The sequence below is a fragment of the Rodentibacter sp. Ppn85 genome, assembly GCF_001999335.1.
Classification (GTDB): Bacteria; Pseudomonadota; Gammaproteobacteria; order Enterobacterales; family Pasteurellaceae; genus Rodentibacter.
Genome location: NZ_MLHS01000017.1, coordinates 49,472 through 65,217 on the forward strand (window position 1 = coordinate 49,472; position 15,746 = coordinate 65,217).

16 protein-coding genes and 1 pseudogene are annotated in these 15,746 nt (G+C 39.5%); 6 read left to right on the forward strand and 11 right to left on the reverse strand.

The annotated features are described in order from the left end of the window. Nucleotides 1-62 precede the first annotated feature (62 nt). From BKL51_RS03370 to BKL51_RS03385, 4 genes are read left to right on the forward strand one after another with little or no spacing between them, the layout of a single operon-like run. Complete coding sequence (locus tag BKL51_RS03370; RefSeq protein WP_077465334.1) at nt 63-944, forward strand: metal ABC transporter substrate-binding protein; 882 nt, start codon at nt 63-65, stop codon at nt 942-944. Next, nucleotides 944-1,849, forward strand: a complete 906-nt coding sequence (locus BKL51_RS03375; protein ID WP_077465335.1) for an ATP-binding cassette domain-containing protein — start codon at nt 944-946, stop codon at nt 1,847-1,849. The genes BKL51_RS03370 and BKL51_RS03375 overlap by 1 nt, the downstream gene beginning before the upstream one ends. Nucleotides 1,850-1,852: 3 nt before the next feature. Then, nucleotides 1,853-2,701 (forward strand): metal ABC transporter permease, encoded by an 849-nt coding sequence (locus BKL51_RS03380; RefSeq protein ID WP_077465336.1) that lies wholly within the window; start codon nt 1,853-1,855, stop codon nt 2,699-2,701. Then, nucleotides 2,694-3,506 (forward strand): metal ABC transporter permease, encoded by an 813-nt coding sequence (locus tag BKL51_RS03385; protein ID WP_077465337.1) that lies wholly within the window; start codon nt 2,694-2,696, stop codon nt 3,504-3,506. The genes BKL51_RS03380 and BKL51_RS03385 overlap by 8 nt, the downstream gene beginning before the upstream one ends. Before the next feature lie 30 nt (nt 3,507-3,536). Here BKL51_RS03385 and rlmC read toward each other — a convergent pair whose 3' ends face one another. The 11 genes and pseudogenes from rlmC to rpmH all read right to left on the reverse strand — a co-directional run bounded on the left by rlmC (nt 3,537) and on the right by rpmH (nt 12,945). After that, nucleotides 3,537-4,712: a 23S rRNA (uracil(747)-C(5))-methyltransferase RlmC gene (rlmC, locus tag BKL51_RS03390; RefSeq protein WP_077465338.1), complete on the reverse strand. Its 1,176-nt coding sequence runs from the start codon at nt 4,710-4,712 to the stop codon at nt 3,537-3,539. Further along, nucleotides 4,705-5,751, reverse strand: coding sequence for a beta-N-acetylhexosaminidase (gene nagZ, locus BKL51_RS03395; RefSeq protein WP_077465339.1), 1,047 nt, complete (start codon nt 5,749-5,751; stop codon nt 4,705-4,707). Before nagZ ends, rlmC begins: the two co-directional genes overlap by 8 nt. Before the next feature lie 3 nt (nt 5,752-5,754). Further along, complete coding sequence (locus tag BKL51_RS03400) at nt 5,755-6,105, reverse strand: DUF1425 domain-containing protein (RefSeq protein WP_077465340.1); 351 nt, start codon at nt 6,103-6,105, stop codon at nt 5,755-5,757. Next, entirely contained in the window at nt 6,105-6,455 is a 351-nt protein-coding gene (hinT, locus tag BKL51_RS03405) for a purine nucleoside phosphoramidase (protein WP_077465341.1), read from the reverse strand. Before hinT ends, BKL51_RS03400 begins: the two co-directional genes overlap by 1 nt. Before the next feature lie 140 nt (nt 6,456-6,595). Beyond that, nucleotides 6,596-8,458: a peptidylprolyl isomerase gene (gene ppiD, locus BKL51_RS03410; RefSeq protein WP_077465342.1), complete on the reverse strand. Its 1,863-nt coding sequence runs from the start codon at nt 8,456-8,458 to the stop codon at nt 6,596-6,598. A gap of 62 nt (nt 8,459-8,520) precedes the next feature. After that, nucleotides 8,521-9,085, reverse strand: a pseudogene (locus tag BKL51_RS03415) (manganese efflux pump MntP family protein). Between the two features lie 12 nt (nt 9,086-9,097). Next, on the reverse strand, nt 9,098-10,456 hold the full coding sequence (gene mnmE / locus BKL51_RS03420; protein ID WP_077465343.1) for a tRNA uridine-5-carboxymethylaminomethyl(34) synthesis GTPase MnmE: 1,359 nt from the start codon (nt 10,454-10,456) through the stop codon (nt 9,098-9,100). Between the two features lie 140 nt (nt 10,457-10,596). Next, a complete protein-coding gene (gene yidC / locus BKL51_RS03425) occupies nt 10,597-12,216 on the reverse strand; it encodes a membrane protein insertase YidC (RefSeq protein ID WP_077465344.1) in 1,620 nt (539 codons plus the stop codon). Then, complete coding sequence (gene yidD / locus BKL51_RS03430) at nt 12,216-12,476, reverse strand: membrane protein insertion efficiency factor YidD (RefSeq protein ID WP_077465345.1); 261 nt, start codon at nt 12,474-12,476, stop codon at nt 12,216-12,218. The genes yidC and yidD overlap by 1 nt, the downstream gene beginning before the upstream one ends. Further along, nucleotides 12,440-12,799 carry a ribonuclease P protein component gene (gene rnpA / locus BKL51_RS03435; protein WP_077465346.1) on the reverse strand — a complete coding sequence of 120 codons (360 nt, stop codon included), beginning with the start codon at nt 12,797-12,799 and terminating at the stop codon, nt 12,440-12,442. Before rnpA ends, yidD begins: the two co-directional genes overlap by 37 nt. 11 nt (nt 12,800-12,810) lie before the next feature. After that, nucleotides 12,811-12,945, reverse strand: coding sequence for a 50S ribosomal protein L34 (rpmH, locus tag BKL51_RS03440; RefSeq protein WP_077465347.1), 135 nt, complete (start codon nt 12,943-12,945; stop codon nt 12,811-12,813). 325 nt (nt 12,946-13,270) lie between these two features. Between rpmH and dnaA the strand changes: the two genes are divergently transcribed. Together dnaA and dnaN are read left to right on the forward strand one after the other, a co-directional pair. Then, nucleotides 13,271-14,635 carry a chromosomal replication initiator protein DnaA gene (gene dnaA, locus BKL51_RS03445; RefSeq protein WP_077465348.1) on the forward strand — a complete coding sequence of 455 codons (1,365 nt, stop codon included), beginning with the start codon at nt 13,271-13,273 and terminating at the stop codon, nt 14,633-14,635. A gap of 9 nt (nt 14,636-14,644) precedes the next feature. Next, nucleotides 14,645-15,745, forward strand: coding sequence for a DNA polymerase III subunit beta (gene dnaN / locus BKL51_RS03450; RefSeq protein WP_077465349.1), 1,101 nt, complete (start codon nt 14,645-14,647; stop codon nt 15,743-15,745). The last annotated feature ends 1 nt before the right edge of the window (nt 15,746 follow it).

Below are 15,746 nucleotides of genomic sequence, written 5' to 3' on the forward strand. Positions count from 1 at the left end.
TTAAACTTCACTGTATTCACCTATATTTAAGCAAAATAAATTCTACTTTAGAAGGAGATCTTATGCGAATTTCATTAAAAATAATGACCGCACTTACGTTAAGTTTATTCATGATACAAGCCAATGCAAAATTTAAAATCGTTACTACTTTTACCGTTATACAAGATATTGCGCAAAATGTAGCGGGCGATGCAGCAACTGTGGAGTCTATCACAAAACCCGGAGCTGAAATTCATGAATACCAACCGACTCCAAAAGACATCGTAAAGGCACAATCTGCCGATTTAATTTTATGGAACGGTCTAAATTTGGAGCGTTGGTTTGAGCGTTTTTTCCAAAATATTAAAGACAAACCGGCCGTAGTGGTGACAGAAGGCATTACACCTCTTTCTATTTATGAGGGCCCTTACAAAAATGCGCCTAATCCGCACGCTTGGATGTCACCTTCTAATGCATTGATTTATATTGAAAATATTAAAAATACGCTGATAAAACATGATCCTCAAAATGCTGATGTATATGAAAAAAATGCAGCGGATTACACACAAAAAATTAAACAATTAGATGAACCGCTTCGTGCTAAACTTGAACAAATTCCGGAATCCAAACGTTGGTTAGTCACCAGTGAGGGGGCTTTCAGCTATTTGGCGAAAGATTACAACTTAAAAGAAGGCTACTTATGGCCAATTAATGCCGAACAACAAGGGACGCCTCAACAAGTTCGTAAAGTCATTGATTTGGTTCGTAAAAATAATATTCCGGTAGTATTCAGTGAAAGTACCATTTCACCTAAGCCGGCACAACAAGTGGCGAAAGAAAGCGGGGCAAAATACGGAGGAGTATTATATGTAGATTCTCTTTCAACCCAAGAGGGCCCCGTACCAACCTATATCGACCTATTGAATACCACCGTTTCCACCATCGTTAAAGGATTTGAAAAATAATGGAATCATTTTCGACATCAATTTGGGTGAATAACGTAACTGTTCGTTATAGCAACGGACATACAGCTATTCACGATATGACCTTTTCACTAAATGACGGCACGATTTGCGCACTTGTAGGCGTGAACGGTAGTGGAAAATCAACCTTATTTAGAAGCCTAATGGGGTTAGTGAAACCACAAAAAGGTGAAATAAAACTATGCAACTTGCCGATTTCTCAAGCTTTAAAACGTAATCTGGTTGCTTATGTTCCCCAATCCGAAGAAGTGGACTGGCAATTCCCTGTTTCCGTTTATGATGTCGTTATGATGGGGCGTTATGGATACATGAATCTCTTACGTATCCCAAAAGCTATTGATAAACAAAAAGTGCAAGAGGCTATGCAACGTGTAAACATTGAGCATCTTGCACATCGTCAAATCGGCGAATTGTCCGGCGGACAAAAAAAACGTGTGTTTTTAGCTCGGGCATTGGCACAACAAAGCCCAATAATTTTATTGGATGAGCCTTTCACCGGTGTAGATGTCAAAACGGAAAACGCCATTGTGGATTTATTACAGCAACTTCGTAGTGAAGGACATCTAATTTTAGTTTCGACTCACAATCTGGGTTCTGTGCCTGATTTTTGTGATCAAGTTGTGATGATCAACCGCACGGTCATTGCGGCCGGAAAAACAGAAGACACCTTTAATCAACATAATTTAGAGATCGTCTTCGGTGGTGTATTACGCCATATTAGATTGCAAGGTGAAGATTTACATAATGACGAGGACAAACGCGCAGTAACGGTACTGACCGATGATGAAAAAGCGGTAGTATTCTATGGTGAAACCAAACAAGATCCTCCTGCAACGACACAAGATTGCCATTTTGATATGTCCGCGAATAAAAAAGAGAAGGAATAACCTATGCTAGATTTATTGCTCGAACCTTTCTCTTATGACTACATGCTGAAAGCAATGATTTTGAGCACGGTTGTCGGTGGAATTTGCGCTTTTTTGTCTTCCTATTTAATGCTCAAGGGCTGGTCATTAATTGGTGATGCCTTATCTCACTCCGTTGTACCTGGTGTCGCCATTGCTTATGCGTTTGCCTTGCCTTATGCGCTTGGTGCATTTTTTTCAGGTATTTTAGCCGCACTTTCTATTTTATGGATTAAATCCATTTCTAAGCTAAAGGAAGACGCCATCATCGGTTTTATTTTCAGTACATTTTTTGCGTTCGGATTATTGATTATTTCCTTAAACCCGACTGCCGTAAATGTGCAAAGTATTATTTTAGGTAATATTTTGGGAATTGCAGATGAGGACATCTACCAAGTCTCAATCATTGTCGGTGTTTGTTTAGTCTTGCTTTTATTATTTTGGAAAGATTTACTACTGATTTTTTTCGATGAAACTCAAGCTATTACCGTGGGACTTCCACCTCTTTTCTACAAAATTTTATTTTTCACCTTATTAAGTGCTTGTGTGGTCGCTGCATTACAAACCGTAGGAGCAATTCTTGTAATCGCAATGGTCATTACACCGGGCGCCACAGCTTATCTACTGACAGATAAATTTAAAACCCTAGCAAGCATTTCTGTGATACTAGGCTCAGTCACCAGTTTTGTGGGAGTTTATATGAGCTATTATTTAGACGGTGCAAGCGGTGGAATAATTGTTACATTGCAAACTTTACTTTTCTTGCTCGCATTTTTGTTTTCCCCGAAATACGGCTTACTTACTCGCAATAAAAAGGCGGTACACAATGTTTGATTGGTTTTTAGAGCCTCTCCAATTTGCTTTTATGCAGAATGCGTTGCTCACAGCATTAATTGTTTCCACTATCTGTGCCTTACTTTCTTGTTATTTAGTATTAAAGGGTTGGTCACTAATGGGCGATGCGATTTCTCACGCCGTGCTACCCGGAATCGTATTAGCCTATCTAGCAGGTATTCCTCTTGCTATCGGAGCATTCCTATCCGGCATTTTTTGTGCATTCGGTGTGGGTTATTTAAAAGAAAACAGCCGAATTAAAGAAGATACGGCTATGGGTATTGTGTTTTCAGGAATGTTCGCTGTCGGATTAGTAATGTTTACCAAAATTCAAACCGAGCAACATTTAACCCATATTTTATTTGGCAATGTATTGGGTGTCAGCAATATTGAATTAATACAAACTGCGGTTATTTCTGCCCTTGTTTTTCTTGTCATTCTATTTAAGCGTCGTGATTTATTACTTTATTGTTTCGATGCAAGCCACGCCCGGGTCGCAGGTCTCTCACCACAGGTTTTGCATTATAGCTTACTCATTCTAACTGCGCTTACTATTGTTAGCACCATGCAGGTGGTTGGCGTAATTTTAGTGGTTGCCATGTTGATAGCACCGGGAATTACTGCGCTTACATTGACTAAATCCTTTGATAAAATGCTATGGGTTGCACTCATAACCTCTATCATTTCAAGCCTTATGGGCGTGATTTTGAGTTACCACTTTGATGCATCGACGGGCGCTTGTATTATTCTATTGCAAGCGGCAATTTTTGTTCTTGCATTAGCCTATAGCAAAATTAAACAATAATTCAAGGCGGGTTATTATCCGCCTGAATCATTAATTTGTTACACGCTCCAATAATGTCAGCACTTCATAATGTGCCGTATGCGGAAACATATCAAAAAGCTGAATTTTGACAGGCTTATAATGTGTCAGGCAGCGTAAATCTTTCCCCATAGAAATCGCGTTACAACTGGAATACAAAATAAAGTGCGGTCGGATTTGGTTGAGAAATTCACTTACCGCCTTTCCGATTCCACGACGCGGGGGATTTACGACAACCAAATCAGGGTTTTCCTCACTTCCATTCAACACAAAATTTGCCGCATCTAAAGGCTGAAATTTTACATTTCGTAAAGCTAGTTTTTGGGCGGACATTTTTGCCGCTAAAATTGCCGATGGCGAAATTTCAATACCGGTCAGTTCAACGCCCTGCCCTTTTTCTCTTTGCAATCCATACGCACAATGCAAACCAAAACCGCCCACACCGCAAAATAGATCCCATAATTTTGTTACAGGCAAATCTTTTACCCATTGTTGCGCCGTTTTATATAATCCTGCGGCAACCTGAGGATTCGTTTGGAAAAAACCTTGGGGGCGAATAAAAAACGGAATATCATTGAAATGTTCCGCTAAAAACTGCTGTTCCGTTAGAAAAATTTCTTGCTTCCCTTCCAAAATAGCGGCGTGTAGAGGTTGCAGATTCACGCTGACAACCTCCAATTGAGGCAATTTAGTTATAAGTCCGGCCAGCTCCCGACCAATTAATGCTAACTTATTTCCAGAACGCAGCACAAAGCGCAACATTAACTTTCCTGTTGATGTGCTTTCTGTCAGTAAAATATATTTAAGTTCACCTTTCTTCTTGGCAACGTTGTACGGTACTAAGCCGGCACGCCCGATAAAATCTTTTAGAATAGGGAAGATCGTTCCAAAATGCGTGGGATAGAGAGGACAATCACATAAATCAACCGCACTATTCGGATCATTAGGATTTTGCAAAATACCGAGAATTGGGCGTTCCACCGATCCGCTAACAACCATTTTGGCTTTATTACGAAATGCCGACTGTTGTGATTGAAAGGGGGCTAACCAAGCCAAATCATCACAATTCAAGTGAGAAAGTTGTATTTTTAGATGAGTGATTTTCTCAGAAATTTGCCGTTCATAAGGCATTTTAAGCCATTGACATGAACGACAATTTCCCGCTTGATAATGACGGCAATCAATCATTCTTGCTTGCCAACCATGCTTGTTGAAGCGCCGACAGTTTTTTATGGTTTTCCAACCAACGTGGCGTTTTTGTCAATTCAGACCAATTATATGATTTTTTCTTAAATAAACTTTTTAAACGTGTTTGACGCTGGATAAAGTGCGGTTGATTTTCCGTGAGTTTTAACTGATCCAACACTTGAATCACGCCTGCCCGCTCATTACAAAGTAATAATAGATCACAACCGGCATTCAATGCCTTTTCACTACGTGCGACAAAATCCCCCATAAACCCTGCACCCCTCATACCCAGATCATCGGAGAAAATTGCCCCGCTAAAATTCAATTTTTCACGTAAAATTCGCTTTAACCAATATTCTGAACCACTTGCCGGCTGACTATCGCATTGAGTATAAATCACATGGGCAGGCATAATGGCATCCAATTTTTGCTGCGCAATCAGTTGTTTGAAAGGTTGAAGATCCCGACTAAAAATCGCCTCCTGAGGACGTTCATCATAAGGCGTTTCCAGATGGGAATCCGCCAATACATGTCCATGACCGGGAAAGTGTTTTCCTGTTGTTGCCATTCCCGCTTCACGCATTCCATCAATAAAAACACTCGCTAAATTAACCGCAATTTGCACATCGCTACTAAAGCTGCGATCGCCAATCGCACGACATTCATGACCTAAATCCAGCACCGGTGCAAAGCTTAGATCAATATCAAGCGCACTCATTTCCGCCGCCATTTGCCAACCCGATTCTCTTGCCCAATGTTGTTGCTGTAAAATATCGGATAATGAGTCAAAGGCTTGCATTGCCGGTAATTGCGTAAAACCTTTACGAAAACGTTGAACACGGCCGCCTTCTTGATCCACCGTAATAAGTAAAGTTTTTTTCACACGCTCACGTACAGATTTCACTAATGCCTGAATCTGTTCTCTCTCATAAAAATTGCGGGTAAACAAAATTAAACCAGCAACCAAAGGATGTTCCAGCAATTCAACTTCTTCTTGAGTTAGCTCGTAACCTTCAAGATCAATTAATAAAGTAGACATAATTTACTGTAAATAAAGACGATAATTGGTACTTTCCAATGTTGGTTTAATCAGCTCAACAGACTGACGTGCTTGAGGTTGTAAACGCAAATTTCCGACAAAACTTTCACGCCGATCCGCCCAAACTTGGGTCACGCCCTGTGCGTTATACCAAAAAAGACGATAGTTCACATTAACGGGTTGGGTACTTTTATTTTTTACCCACGCAGAATCCGCAGACACTTTTGCCTCGACAACCGAAGCAAGTTCCGCTGTTATATTCAAAATAGGGGTATTTGTGTGAACCAAATTCGGCTCTGAGACGGAGCACGCCGAAAGCACCAGGCTAGCAAAAATAATCAGTAATTTTTTCATTATTTACCCAACATTTTACCAAGCGGTTCGCCCCCTAGCAGGTGCATATGAATATGAAACACTTCCTGACCGCCATGTTTGTTACAGTTGACAATTAAACGGTAGCCGTCTTCCGCAATGCCTTCTTGTTTCGCTAATTTTGCCGCCACCGTAAACAAACGTCCAAGAGAGACTTCATCTTGTTCGGTTACATCATTGGCCGTTGGAATCAATTTATTTGGGATAATTAAAATATGGGTTTTAGCTTGTGGTGCAATATCGCGAAAAGCGGTCACCAATTCGTCTTGATAAACGATATCGACCGGAATTTCTTTGCGAATAATTTTGCTGAAAATGGTTTCTTCTGCCATAGGATTTTCTCTCCATCAATAAAAAAGTGCGGTTGAAAACTACCGCACTTTTTATCAGAAATCAGTTCTGATTGCAATTTACCGCTATTATTTCAAGAAAAAAGCCTATGTTCTCATAGGCTTTTTTCAAAACTTATCAATTAGTTTTCATCTTCTTGTCTGATAAAGGCTTCATTAATTTCAATTTGTGCCTTATCACGCAATGCTTGTAAAAGTTGCGCACGTAATTCAAGTTGCTGTGTTTGACGCAATTGTCCGCCAAATTGAGCTAATTCTTGTTCATTTAGCTCGCCTTGTTCCACTTTATTAAGCGCCACTATAATCACATCACCTTTAGTATTACGCACCACTTTATACACCGTTGTACCATTTGTCGGTTTTTCCATGGAGAAAATACCATTGGTTAAAATCAGATCTTGATTTTCAGTAAAAGCGAAAGTTTGCTCCGCGCCGAAAGAAACACCCGCCGGCAATTTATTTGGAGCCGTCGGAAGATCATTGAGTGACTGTGTTGCCGATGTGATCAATATTTTTTCCGCTTTTTCACGTTTTAAAAAGTTTTCAATGTCCGATTTTACTTCGTCTAGTGTTTTTATGCCTTCTGCCTTATGATCTAACACGCGTACCAAAACGATATTCTGATCCCCCAGGTTTAACGGTTCGGAATTTACCCCGCCATTTGAAATATCGGAGTCAAACATCGCAGAAACCACATTAGGCGAATTTAACTCGGCCGGTACGTTTTCACGGGAAAAATAATCGCTCTCTTGTACTTTTACGCCGGCTACGCTTGCCGCACTCTCTAAAGATTTACTGTCTTCAAAGGCTTTTTCACGTACATTTTTTTCAACCGCATAGAAACGGCTTTCCAGTAAGTTTTTACGTACCAAATCTGTGATTTGCGCTTTTACTTCATTTAACGATTTTTCTTTACGCTCTTCCACTAGGATAATGTGAAAATTACCGTCAACATTAACAGGTTCACTGAATTTTCCGACCTGAAGCCTTGTTGTCGCATCTTCAAAAGCTTTTGGTAATTCATTAGCATTTACCCAACCTAATTCGCCACCATTTTCACCTGAAATTTTATCTAACGAACGTGCTTTGGCTAATTCGGCAAAATTTGCACCATTTTGTAATTCTTGATAAGCCGTTTGCGCATCTTGTTCATTCGCAAATTGTATATGCGCCAATCGCTGTGTCATAAACTGTGCTTTATTATCTTGATAATATTGCGCAATTTCGACATCGCTTACTTGAATATCTTTTGCCACATCCGCTCCCGAAACTTGAATATATTGCACTTTTACTTGTTCAGGTTGCACAAAAGTTTTTTGATTGGCTTCATAGTAAGTTTTCACTTCATCTTCAGTGACATTTTGTTTTGCCATTTCATCAGCAAGGGATAAAGTCGCTAAACGGGCAATACGTTTTTGAAAGAAAAGTCGAGCACTGTCTTTTACTTGAACCGGCACTACAAATTCACTATCCGCAATACCGTTTTGCATTTGTTCAAGGGTAAGTGCGCTACGTAAAATATTCGCATAAGCATCGGAGCTTAAACCGTTTTGTGCAAGAATTTGTTGATATAATCCATTATCAAATTTTCCATTCGATTGGAAATTTGGATCAACAACAATTGCACGCTTGATCATTTCATCACTTACACCTAATTTTAATTCTTTAGCATATTGACGAAGTAACTCTTGATCAACCAAACGATTAATAATGCTTTGACGCAACGCATTGACAAATTCAGGCGAATCGGACCGAGTTAAAAATGCTTCTCCCTCCTGTGCCGCACGTGCTTCAAATTCTTGGTTATAACGATTCATAAAATCTGGCTGGGAAATGGTCTCACCATTAACTTTTGCGGCATAAGAATCATTGCCGCTAAACAAATAACCCGACATCCCCCCGACTAAGAATGAAATGGTAATCAACCCGAGAATAAATTTAGCAATTTTGGTATTTGCCATACCATTCATTTTTTCAATAAACATATTTACCCTTGTTAAAAGACAAAACTTTTCGAATTATAATCGAAAGCGCGGAAATTCGCACCTTAAAATACTAAAACATCATGCTCAAATAAAATTTTAATCCCGATAATAATGATGACTAAACCGCCGAAAATTTCAGCTTTATTTTTAAATTTTCTTCCTAAAAAATGACCGCTCTTTATGCCGATAAAAGAAATAACGAAAGTGGTAAAACCAATAATTCATACAGCCGTAATAATATCCACATACAAAAAAGCAAATGAAATACCAACCACCAACGCATCAACGCTCATTGCTAAACCTAAAGTAAGTAGTTGTTTATATTGATTAAATCTGAAATTTGCTCTGCTTCCTCTTCGGTGAAACCCTCACGGATCATATTTGCCTGATTAATAGTAAAAGAATAAACGCAATCCAGTGGTCCCATTCCTGAATAGTTTTGCTAAATTGCGTCCCCAACACATAACCGATAAGCGGCATTATTGCTTAGAAACAACCAAAGCAAAGGGCTATCATCATTGCCTATTTCCATCGAAAAGATCGCATAGCGAGTCCTTTAGAAATAGAAACGGCAAAGGCATCCATCGACAATCCCAAGGCAATAATCCACAGTATATAAAATGCCATTGTTATCTGTCTTTATTTCCCAATACAAAATGAGCTGAAAATATTACTGAGTAAATCGTCCGAGGTAAATTGTCCGGTAATTTCACTTAGTTGAGCTTGTACCAGACGTAGCTCTTCCGCTAGCAATTCTCCCGCATAAAACTCCGTTAATTGTACGAAACCGATTTGCAAATGTTCCGCAGCTTTTTCTAGTGCCACCAGATGACGACGACGTGCTAAAAATCCGCCTTCGATACCAGTTTGGAAACCCATTGTTTGTTTTAAATGGTCACGAAGTATCTGCACTCCTTTATGGGTTTGGGCCGACAAACGAATAATTTGATAACCGTTTTCTTCAATCAATCCTGCTTGTTCATCGGTTAAATCAATTTTATTACGCACAATTGTTACCGGAATATTAGCCGGTAATTTCGCTAGAAATTCTAACCGCACTTTTTCAAGATTTTGGCTCTCTACATCACTACTATCGAGCATTAAAATAATACGATCCGCTTGTTCTATTTCTGTCCAAGCACGAGAAATACCGATTCGTTCCACTTCATCGGTAGCCTCGCGAAGCCCTGCCGTATCAATAATATGCAGCGGCATGCCATCAATGTGAATATGTTCACGCAAAACATCTCGTGTGGTTCCTGCAATATCGGTCACAATTGCGGCTTCACGACCGGCAAGGGCATTAAGCAGACTGGATTTCCCTGCATTCGGACGACCTGCAATCACTACCTTCATTCCTTCACGTAAAATCGTACCTTGTTTTGCTTCACGGCGTACATCATCCAGTTGTGTAATAATTTCACGCAAATTCGCCTCAATTTTGCCGTCCGCTAGGAAATCAATTTCTTCATCAGGAAAATCAATCGCAGCCTCCACATAGGTTCTCAAATAAATAATCGAATCGACTAACGCATTGACTTTATGTGAAAATTCACCTTGTAAAGACTTCAACGCCGAACGTGCCGCTTGTTCGGAAGTGGCATCAATTAAATCTGCGATAGCTTCCGCTTGCGCCAAATCCAATTTATCATTTAAAAAAGCTTGTTCGGAAAACTCCCCCGGACGTGCTAAACGAATACCATCAATTTGCAAAATACGTTTCAACAATAAATCAAGTACAACCTGTCCGCCATGCCCTTGTAACTCCAATACATCTTCACCGGTAAAAGAATTCGGTGCTTTAAAATAAAGGGCAATACCTTGATCCAGTACGCATCCGTCATTGTCCTTAAAAGGTAAATAATCCGCCATACGCGGTTTCGGACATTTCCCTAATACGCGATATGCGACTTCACCCGCTAAAGGGCCGGAAACTCTTAAAATACCAATACCACCCCTTCCCGGTGCAGTAGCTTGTGCAACGATTGTTTCTTTCATAAAAAACTCTTTAAAAAATGACCGCACTTGTATGCGTTAAAAAATACAATGGGGCGTATGCTATACACCCACCGAGATATCATCAATACCCTATGATAGAAAAAGGCACCTTTCGATGCCTTTTTCCATATAATTAAGAATTATTTTTTACGAGAATGTAACCCTTTTTTCTCTAACCCACGGTAAATCAGCTGCTGCTGTACAATAGTGATTAGGTTAGACACTAACCAGTATAACACCAAGCCTGCCGGGAACCAGAGGAAGAAGAACATAAAGATTAACGGCATAAAATTCATCACTTTTTGCTGCATTGGATCTGCCACCGGTGTAGGAGACATTTTTTGCAGCAAATACATAGAGATACCCATTAAAATCGGCAAAATATAATACGGATCTTGTGCAGATAAATCTTGAATCCAGCCGAAGAATGGTGCGTGACGAAGTTCAACCGCCTCCATAAACGTCCAATACAAAGCGATGAAAATCGGCATTTGAAGAAGAATTGGTAAACAACCGCCTAACGGATTGACTTTTTCCTCTTTGTAAAGTTTCATCATTTCCTGGCTCATGCGCTGACGGTCATCGCCGAAACGCTCACGCATTTCTTGCATTTTCGGTTGTAACATACGCATTTTTGCCATTGAGGTATATTGTGCTTTTGTTAGCGGATATAAAATCGCTTTAACCACAATCGTTACACAGATAATGGCTAATCCCCAGTTAGAAACAATCCTTTGAATGAAAGTGAGCAACCAGAATAAAGGTTTCGCAATAAACCACGCCCAACCGTAATCAACCGTTAAGTCTAAGTTATTTGCCACTTTTGCCATATCATTTTGAAGTTTCGGACCTGTCCATAACGAACTGGAAATCGTTTCTTGCGCTCCCGCAGGAATTGTCACGATTGGTCCGCGATAACCGATTGAGGCCACATTATTTTTTGTGTCAGTAATGGTATAGAGCTGATTATTCACATCCTGATTAGGAATCCATGCAGAAACAAAATAATGTTGTAATACGGCTACCCAACCTGCTTTGGTATCAATAGAAAGGTTTGTATCTTTCATATCGGAGAAACTGTATTTTTTGTAGTTGGTTTCCGATGAAGAGTATGCACCGCCGGTGTAAGTCGGCATCGCGACATTTCCCGAACTTTCAATTAAAGAATGCTTTAATTGTCCGTAAGGTTCTACTTCAATTGCCTCAGCACTTTGATTATTAACCTTGTAATCAACATCAAGAGCATAACTGCCACGTTTTAAAACAAAGATTTTTTGGAAAGTAACGCCATTTTTTTCAAAGGTCAATGGTACTGAAAGTGAATCTTGCCCTTCAGGAAGTTTAAAATGATCACCTTCAATTTGATATTGTGCACGGCCTGATTTAGTATCAATACCGTTTTTTCCAATTAAACCGCTTTGAGCAACATAAATATGTTCGGGAGAATCTTGTAAAAGTACAAAGGGGGTTTTAGAGTTTAATTCCGCATCATATTTTAATAATTCAGAACTCACTATATCGCCGCCTAATGTATCCACTTTTAAACGGAAAACATCGTTTTCTAAAGTGATAAGACGACCTTTAGCCGATGAATCTATTGAAATTTGGTTTGATGAAGAAGAACTTGCCGGCACATCCGATGCCATTGAAGTTATTTGTGCAGGTGCCGGAGGCGGATTTTTATCCATTTGCCACTGCTGATAAACAAGGAAAGAAATAAAAATTAGTGCTAAGACTAATAGGCTACGTCTTGAGTCCATTACTTTTTCTCGTGGTTATTATTAATTTTTGGCGGAACGGGATCGAATCCGCCCGTGTTCAAAGGGTGACATTTTAATACACGTTTCAGCGTAAGCCAACTACCTTTTAGTGCTCCGTGTGTTTTTAATGCCTCAATACCATAGCACGAACAAGTAGGAACAAATCGACAACGCGGTCCAATTAACGGACTAATCGCTACTTGATAAAGCCGAATTAAAACAATCAGAATTTTTGAGCCAAACGAATATGACGTTGCCATAATTTTTCCAACATTTGATGAAATGTTTTGTTATCAAGCTTACCAATTCCGCTTTTTGCCACCACAACGAAATCACACGCTGGTAATTGATATTGAGCTAAACGAAAACTTTCACGCACTAAGCGTTTGATACGATTACGATCATGCGCACGCGCTAAATGCTTTTTAGGTACGGCTAAACCTAAGCGAGGATGAGCAAGATTGTTTTTACGAGCAATAATAGTAATTTCAGGCGTGCTAGCCCGGAACGGTTGTTCGAAAACATTTTTGAATTGAATGGGAGTCAACAAACGTAACTCCCTAGAAAAGTTCAACTTAACCACTCAAAACGCGATTACGCAGATAAACTTTTACGACCTTTAGCGCGACGACGAGCTAAAACTTGGCGACCGTTTTTGGTTGCCATGCGAGCACGAAAACCGTGGGTACGGCTACGTTTTAATATAGAAGGTTGAAATGTACGTTTCATTGTAACTTACCTAAATCTCAATGTTTACTGTTTTGAATCCAAAACAAATAAGGGTTATAAAAAATAGGACGCAATTTTAATCATAAATCAGGCGTTCGTCAAACTAAGAAAGGGAATTTTTGCAAAACAATCTTCTCCCCCTTTCCAAATCCTCGCAATCATACGTAATTCAAATAAAATATCAAGTCACCTTTTTAGTTTTTTCCTTATTTCGGGAGAAGATTTTTTCTCGAGATTATTGTAGAATCTCTAAAAATTTTTGATTGTACTTACCGTATCGCCAATTCATTGTAAGTAGAAAACGTAGCATTAAGGATAGTCTATCGTGAGTCTCTCTAACCTTTGGCAAGATTGCCTTTCTCAATTACAAGATCAAGTTTCCGCTACCGATTTAAGCACTTGGCTTCGCCCGTTACAAGCTGATACTATCTCTCAAGATAAAATGGTACTTTATGCTTCAAATATGTTTGTAAAAGGCTGGGTTGAAACCCACTACCTCAAGCAAATTCACCAAATTTGCCAAGCACTTTCACAAAATCCAAATCTACAAATTATCCTTAAAGAAGGAGTAAAACCTACGCCCCAAGCCATTATTAAGCCGGTGATGCAACCGACTGAAAGTGCGGTCAATTCCGATGCTAAATCTGAATTAGAAAAACCACAAAAATTTGATTCACATCTTAACACCAAGCATGTATTTGAAAATTTTGTCGAAGGTAAATCAAACCAATTAGCTCGCGCAGTCGGGCAAAAATTGGCACAAGCGCCCGGTGAAGCAACCGCAAATCCATTCTTTTTGTATGGCGGAACGGGGCTAGGAAAAACTCACTTATTACACGCTATTGGTAATGGCATATTGGCGAATAAACCCAATGCACGGGTACTTTATATTCACGCCAACAATTTTATGCAGCATATGGTGAAAGCTATGCGTGATAACAATATGGATCAATTCAAAAAATTTTATCGTTCTTTGGATGCGCTATTAGTCGATGATATTCAATTTTTTGCTGAAAAAGAAAAAACCCAAGAAGAATTTTTCCATATTTTCAATAATTTATTTGAAACAGGTCGTCAAATTATTTTAACTTCCGATCGCTACCCAAAAGAAATTGAAAAAATTGAAGAACGTTTAAAATCCCGTTTTGGCTGGGGATTAACAACCGCGATTGAACCGCCTGATTTAGAAACCCGCGTGGCAATCTTGTTAAAAAAGGCAGAGGAACATCAGATTCATTTACCTGAAGAAGTCGCATTTTTTATTGCTCAACGCTTACGTACTAATGTACGAGAGCTTGAGGGTGCGTTAAATCGCGTAAAAGCTATGCAAGATTTCAAGGGCGGAGAAATTAACATTGATTTTGTGCGTGAAACCCTAAAAGATATTCTTGCTTTACAAGAACGTTTAGTCACAATTGATAACATTCAAAAAACCGTGGCAGAGTACTATCGAATTAAAGTATCCGATTTAAAATCAAAAAGTCGCCAACGTTCTGTTACACGTCCGCGTCAAATTGCTATGGCATTGGCAAAAGAATTAACAAATCGCAGTTTACCGGAAATCGGTCGAGCCTTTGATCGGGATCACACGACTGTACTGAACGCTTGCCGTGAAGTGCCAAAATTTCGTGAAAAAGATAACAGCATTCAAGAAGATTGGGCGAATTTAATTCGTACCTTATCAGCATAAGGAGCCATCATGCAATTCAGTATTTCTAGAGAAAACCTTTTAAAACCGTTACAACAAGTTTGCGGAGTATTGAGCAGTCGCCCGAATATTCCCGTATTAAACAACGTTTTACTACAGATTAAAGACGATCGTTTAACCATTACCGGCACTGATTTAGAAGTTGAGCTTTCAACTCAAACTCAGCTTTCCTCTTCTTCCTCTAACGGTAACTTTACTATTCCGGCAAAAAAATTCTTAGATATTTGCCGTACTTTATCCGATGAATTTGAAATTACCGTCACCTTTGCAGAAGATCGCGCTATCGTACAATCAGGAAGAAGTAAATTTAACCTTGCGACTCTCCCTGCGGAAGAATATCCAAATCTAACAGATTGGCAATCAGAAGTGGATTTTGCTTTACCGCAAAATACCCTACGCCGTTTAATTGAGGCGACACAATTTTCTATGGCAAACCAAGATGCCCGCTATTTCTTAAACGGAATGAAATTTGAAACGGAAGGTAATTTACTCCGCACCGTTGCAACCGATGGTCATCGCCTTGCAGTTTGTACCATTGCTCTAGAACAAGAACTACAAAATCACGCGGTAATTTTGCCACGAAAAGGGGTATTAGAACTCAATCGACTGTTAGAAAACACAGAGGAATCCGCTCGTTTACAAATCGGTACGAATAACCTGCGTATCCATCTAAATCATATTATCTTTACATCAAAATTGATTGACGGGCGTTTCCCCGATTACCGTCGCGTACTACCACGCAATGCAGATAAAATTGTAGAAGGTAGCTGGGAGGCCTTAAAACAGGCCTTTGTTCGTGCCTCAATTCTTTCTAATGAACGCGTACGTAGCGTACGTTTGAATTTAACCGAAAATCAACTCAAAATTACCGCCTCCAATCCGGAACACGAAGTAGCGGAAGAAATTGTGGACGTTATATATTCCGGCGAAGAATTGGAAGTCGGTTTCAATGTCACTTATATTTTGGATGTACTAAATACCCTAAAATGTCAACAAGTCCGTATCCGCTTAACGGATGCTTCATCTAGCTGCCTTATTGAAAATTGTGAAGACAACAGTAGCGAATATGTGATTATGCCGATGCGTCTGTAAG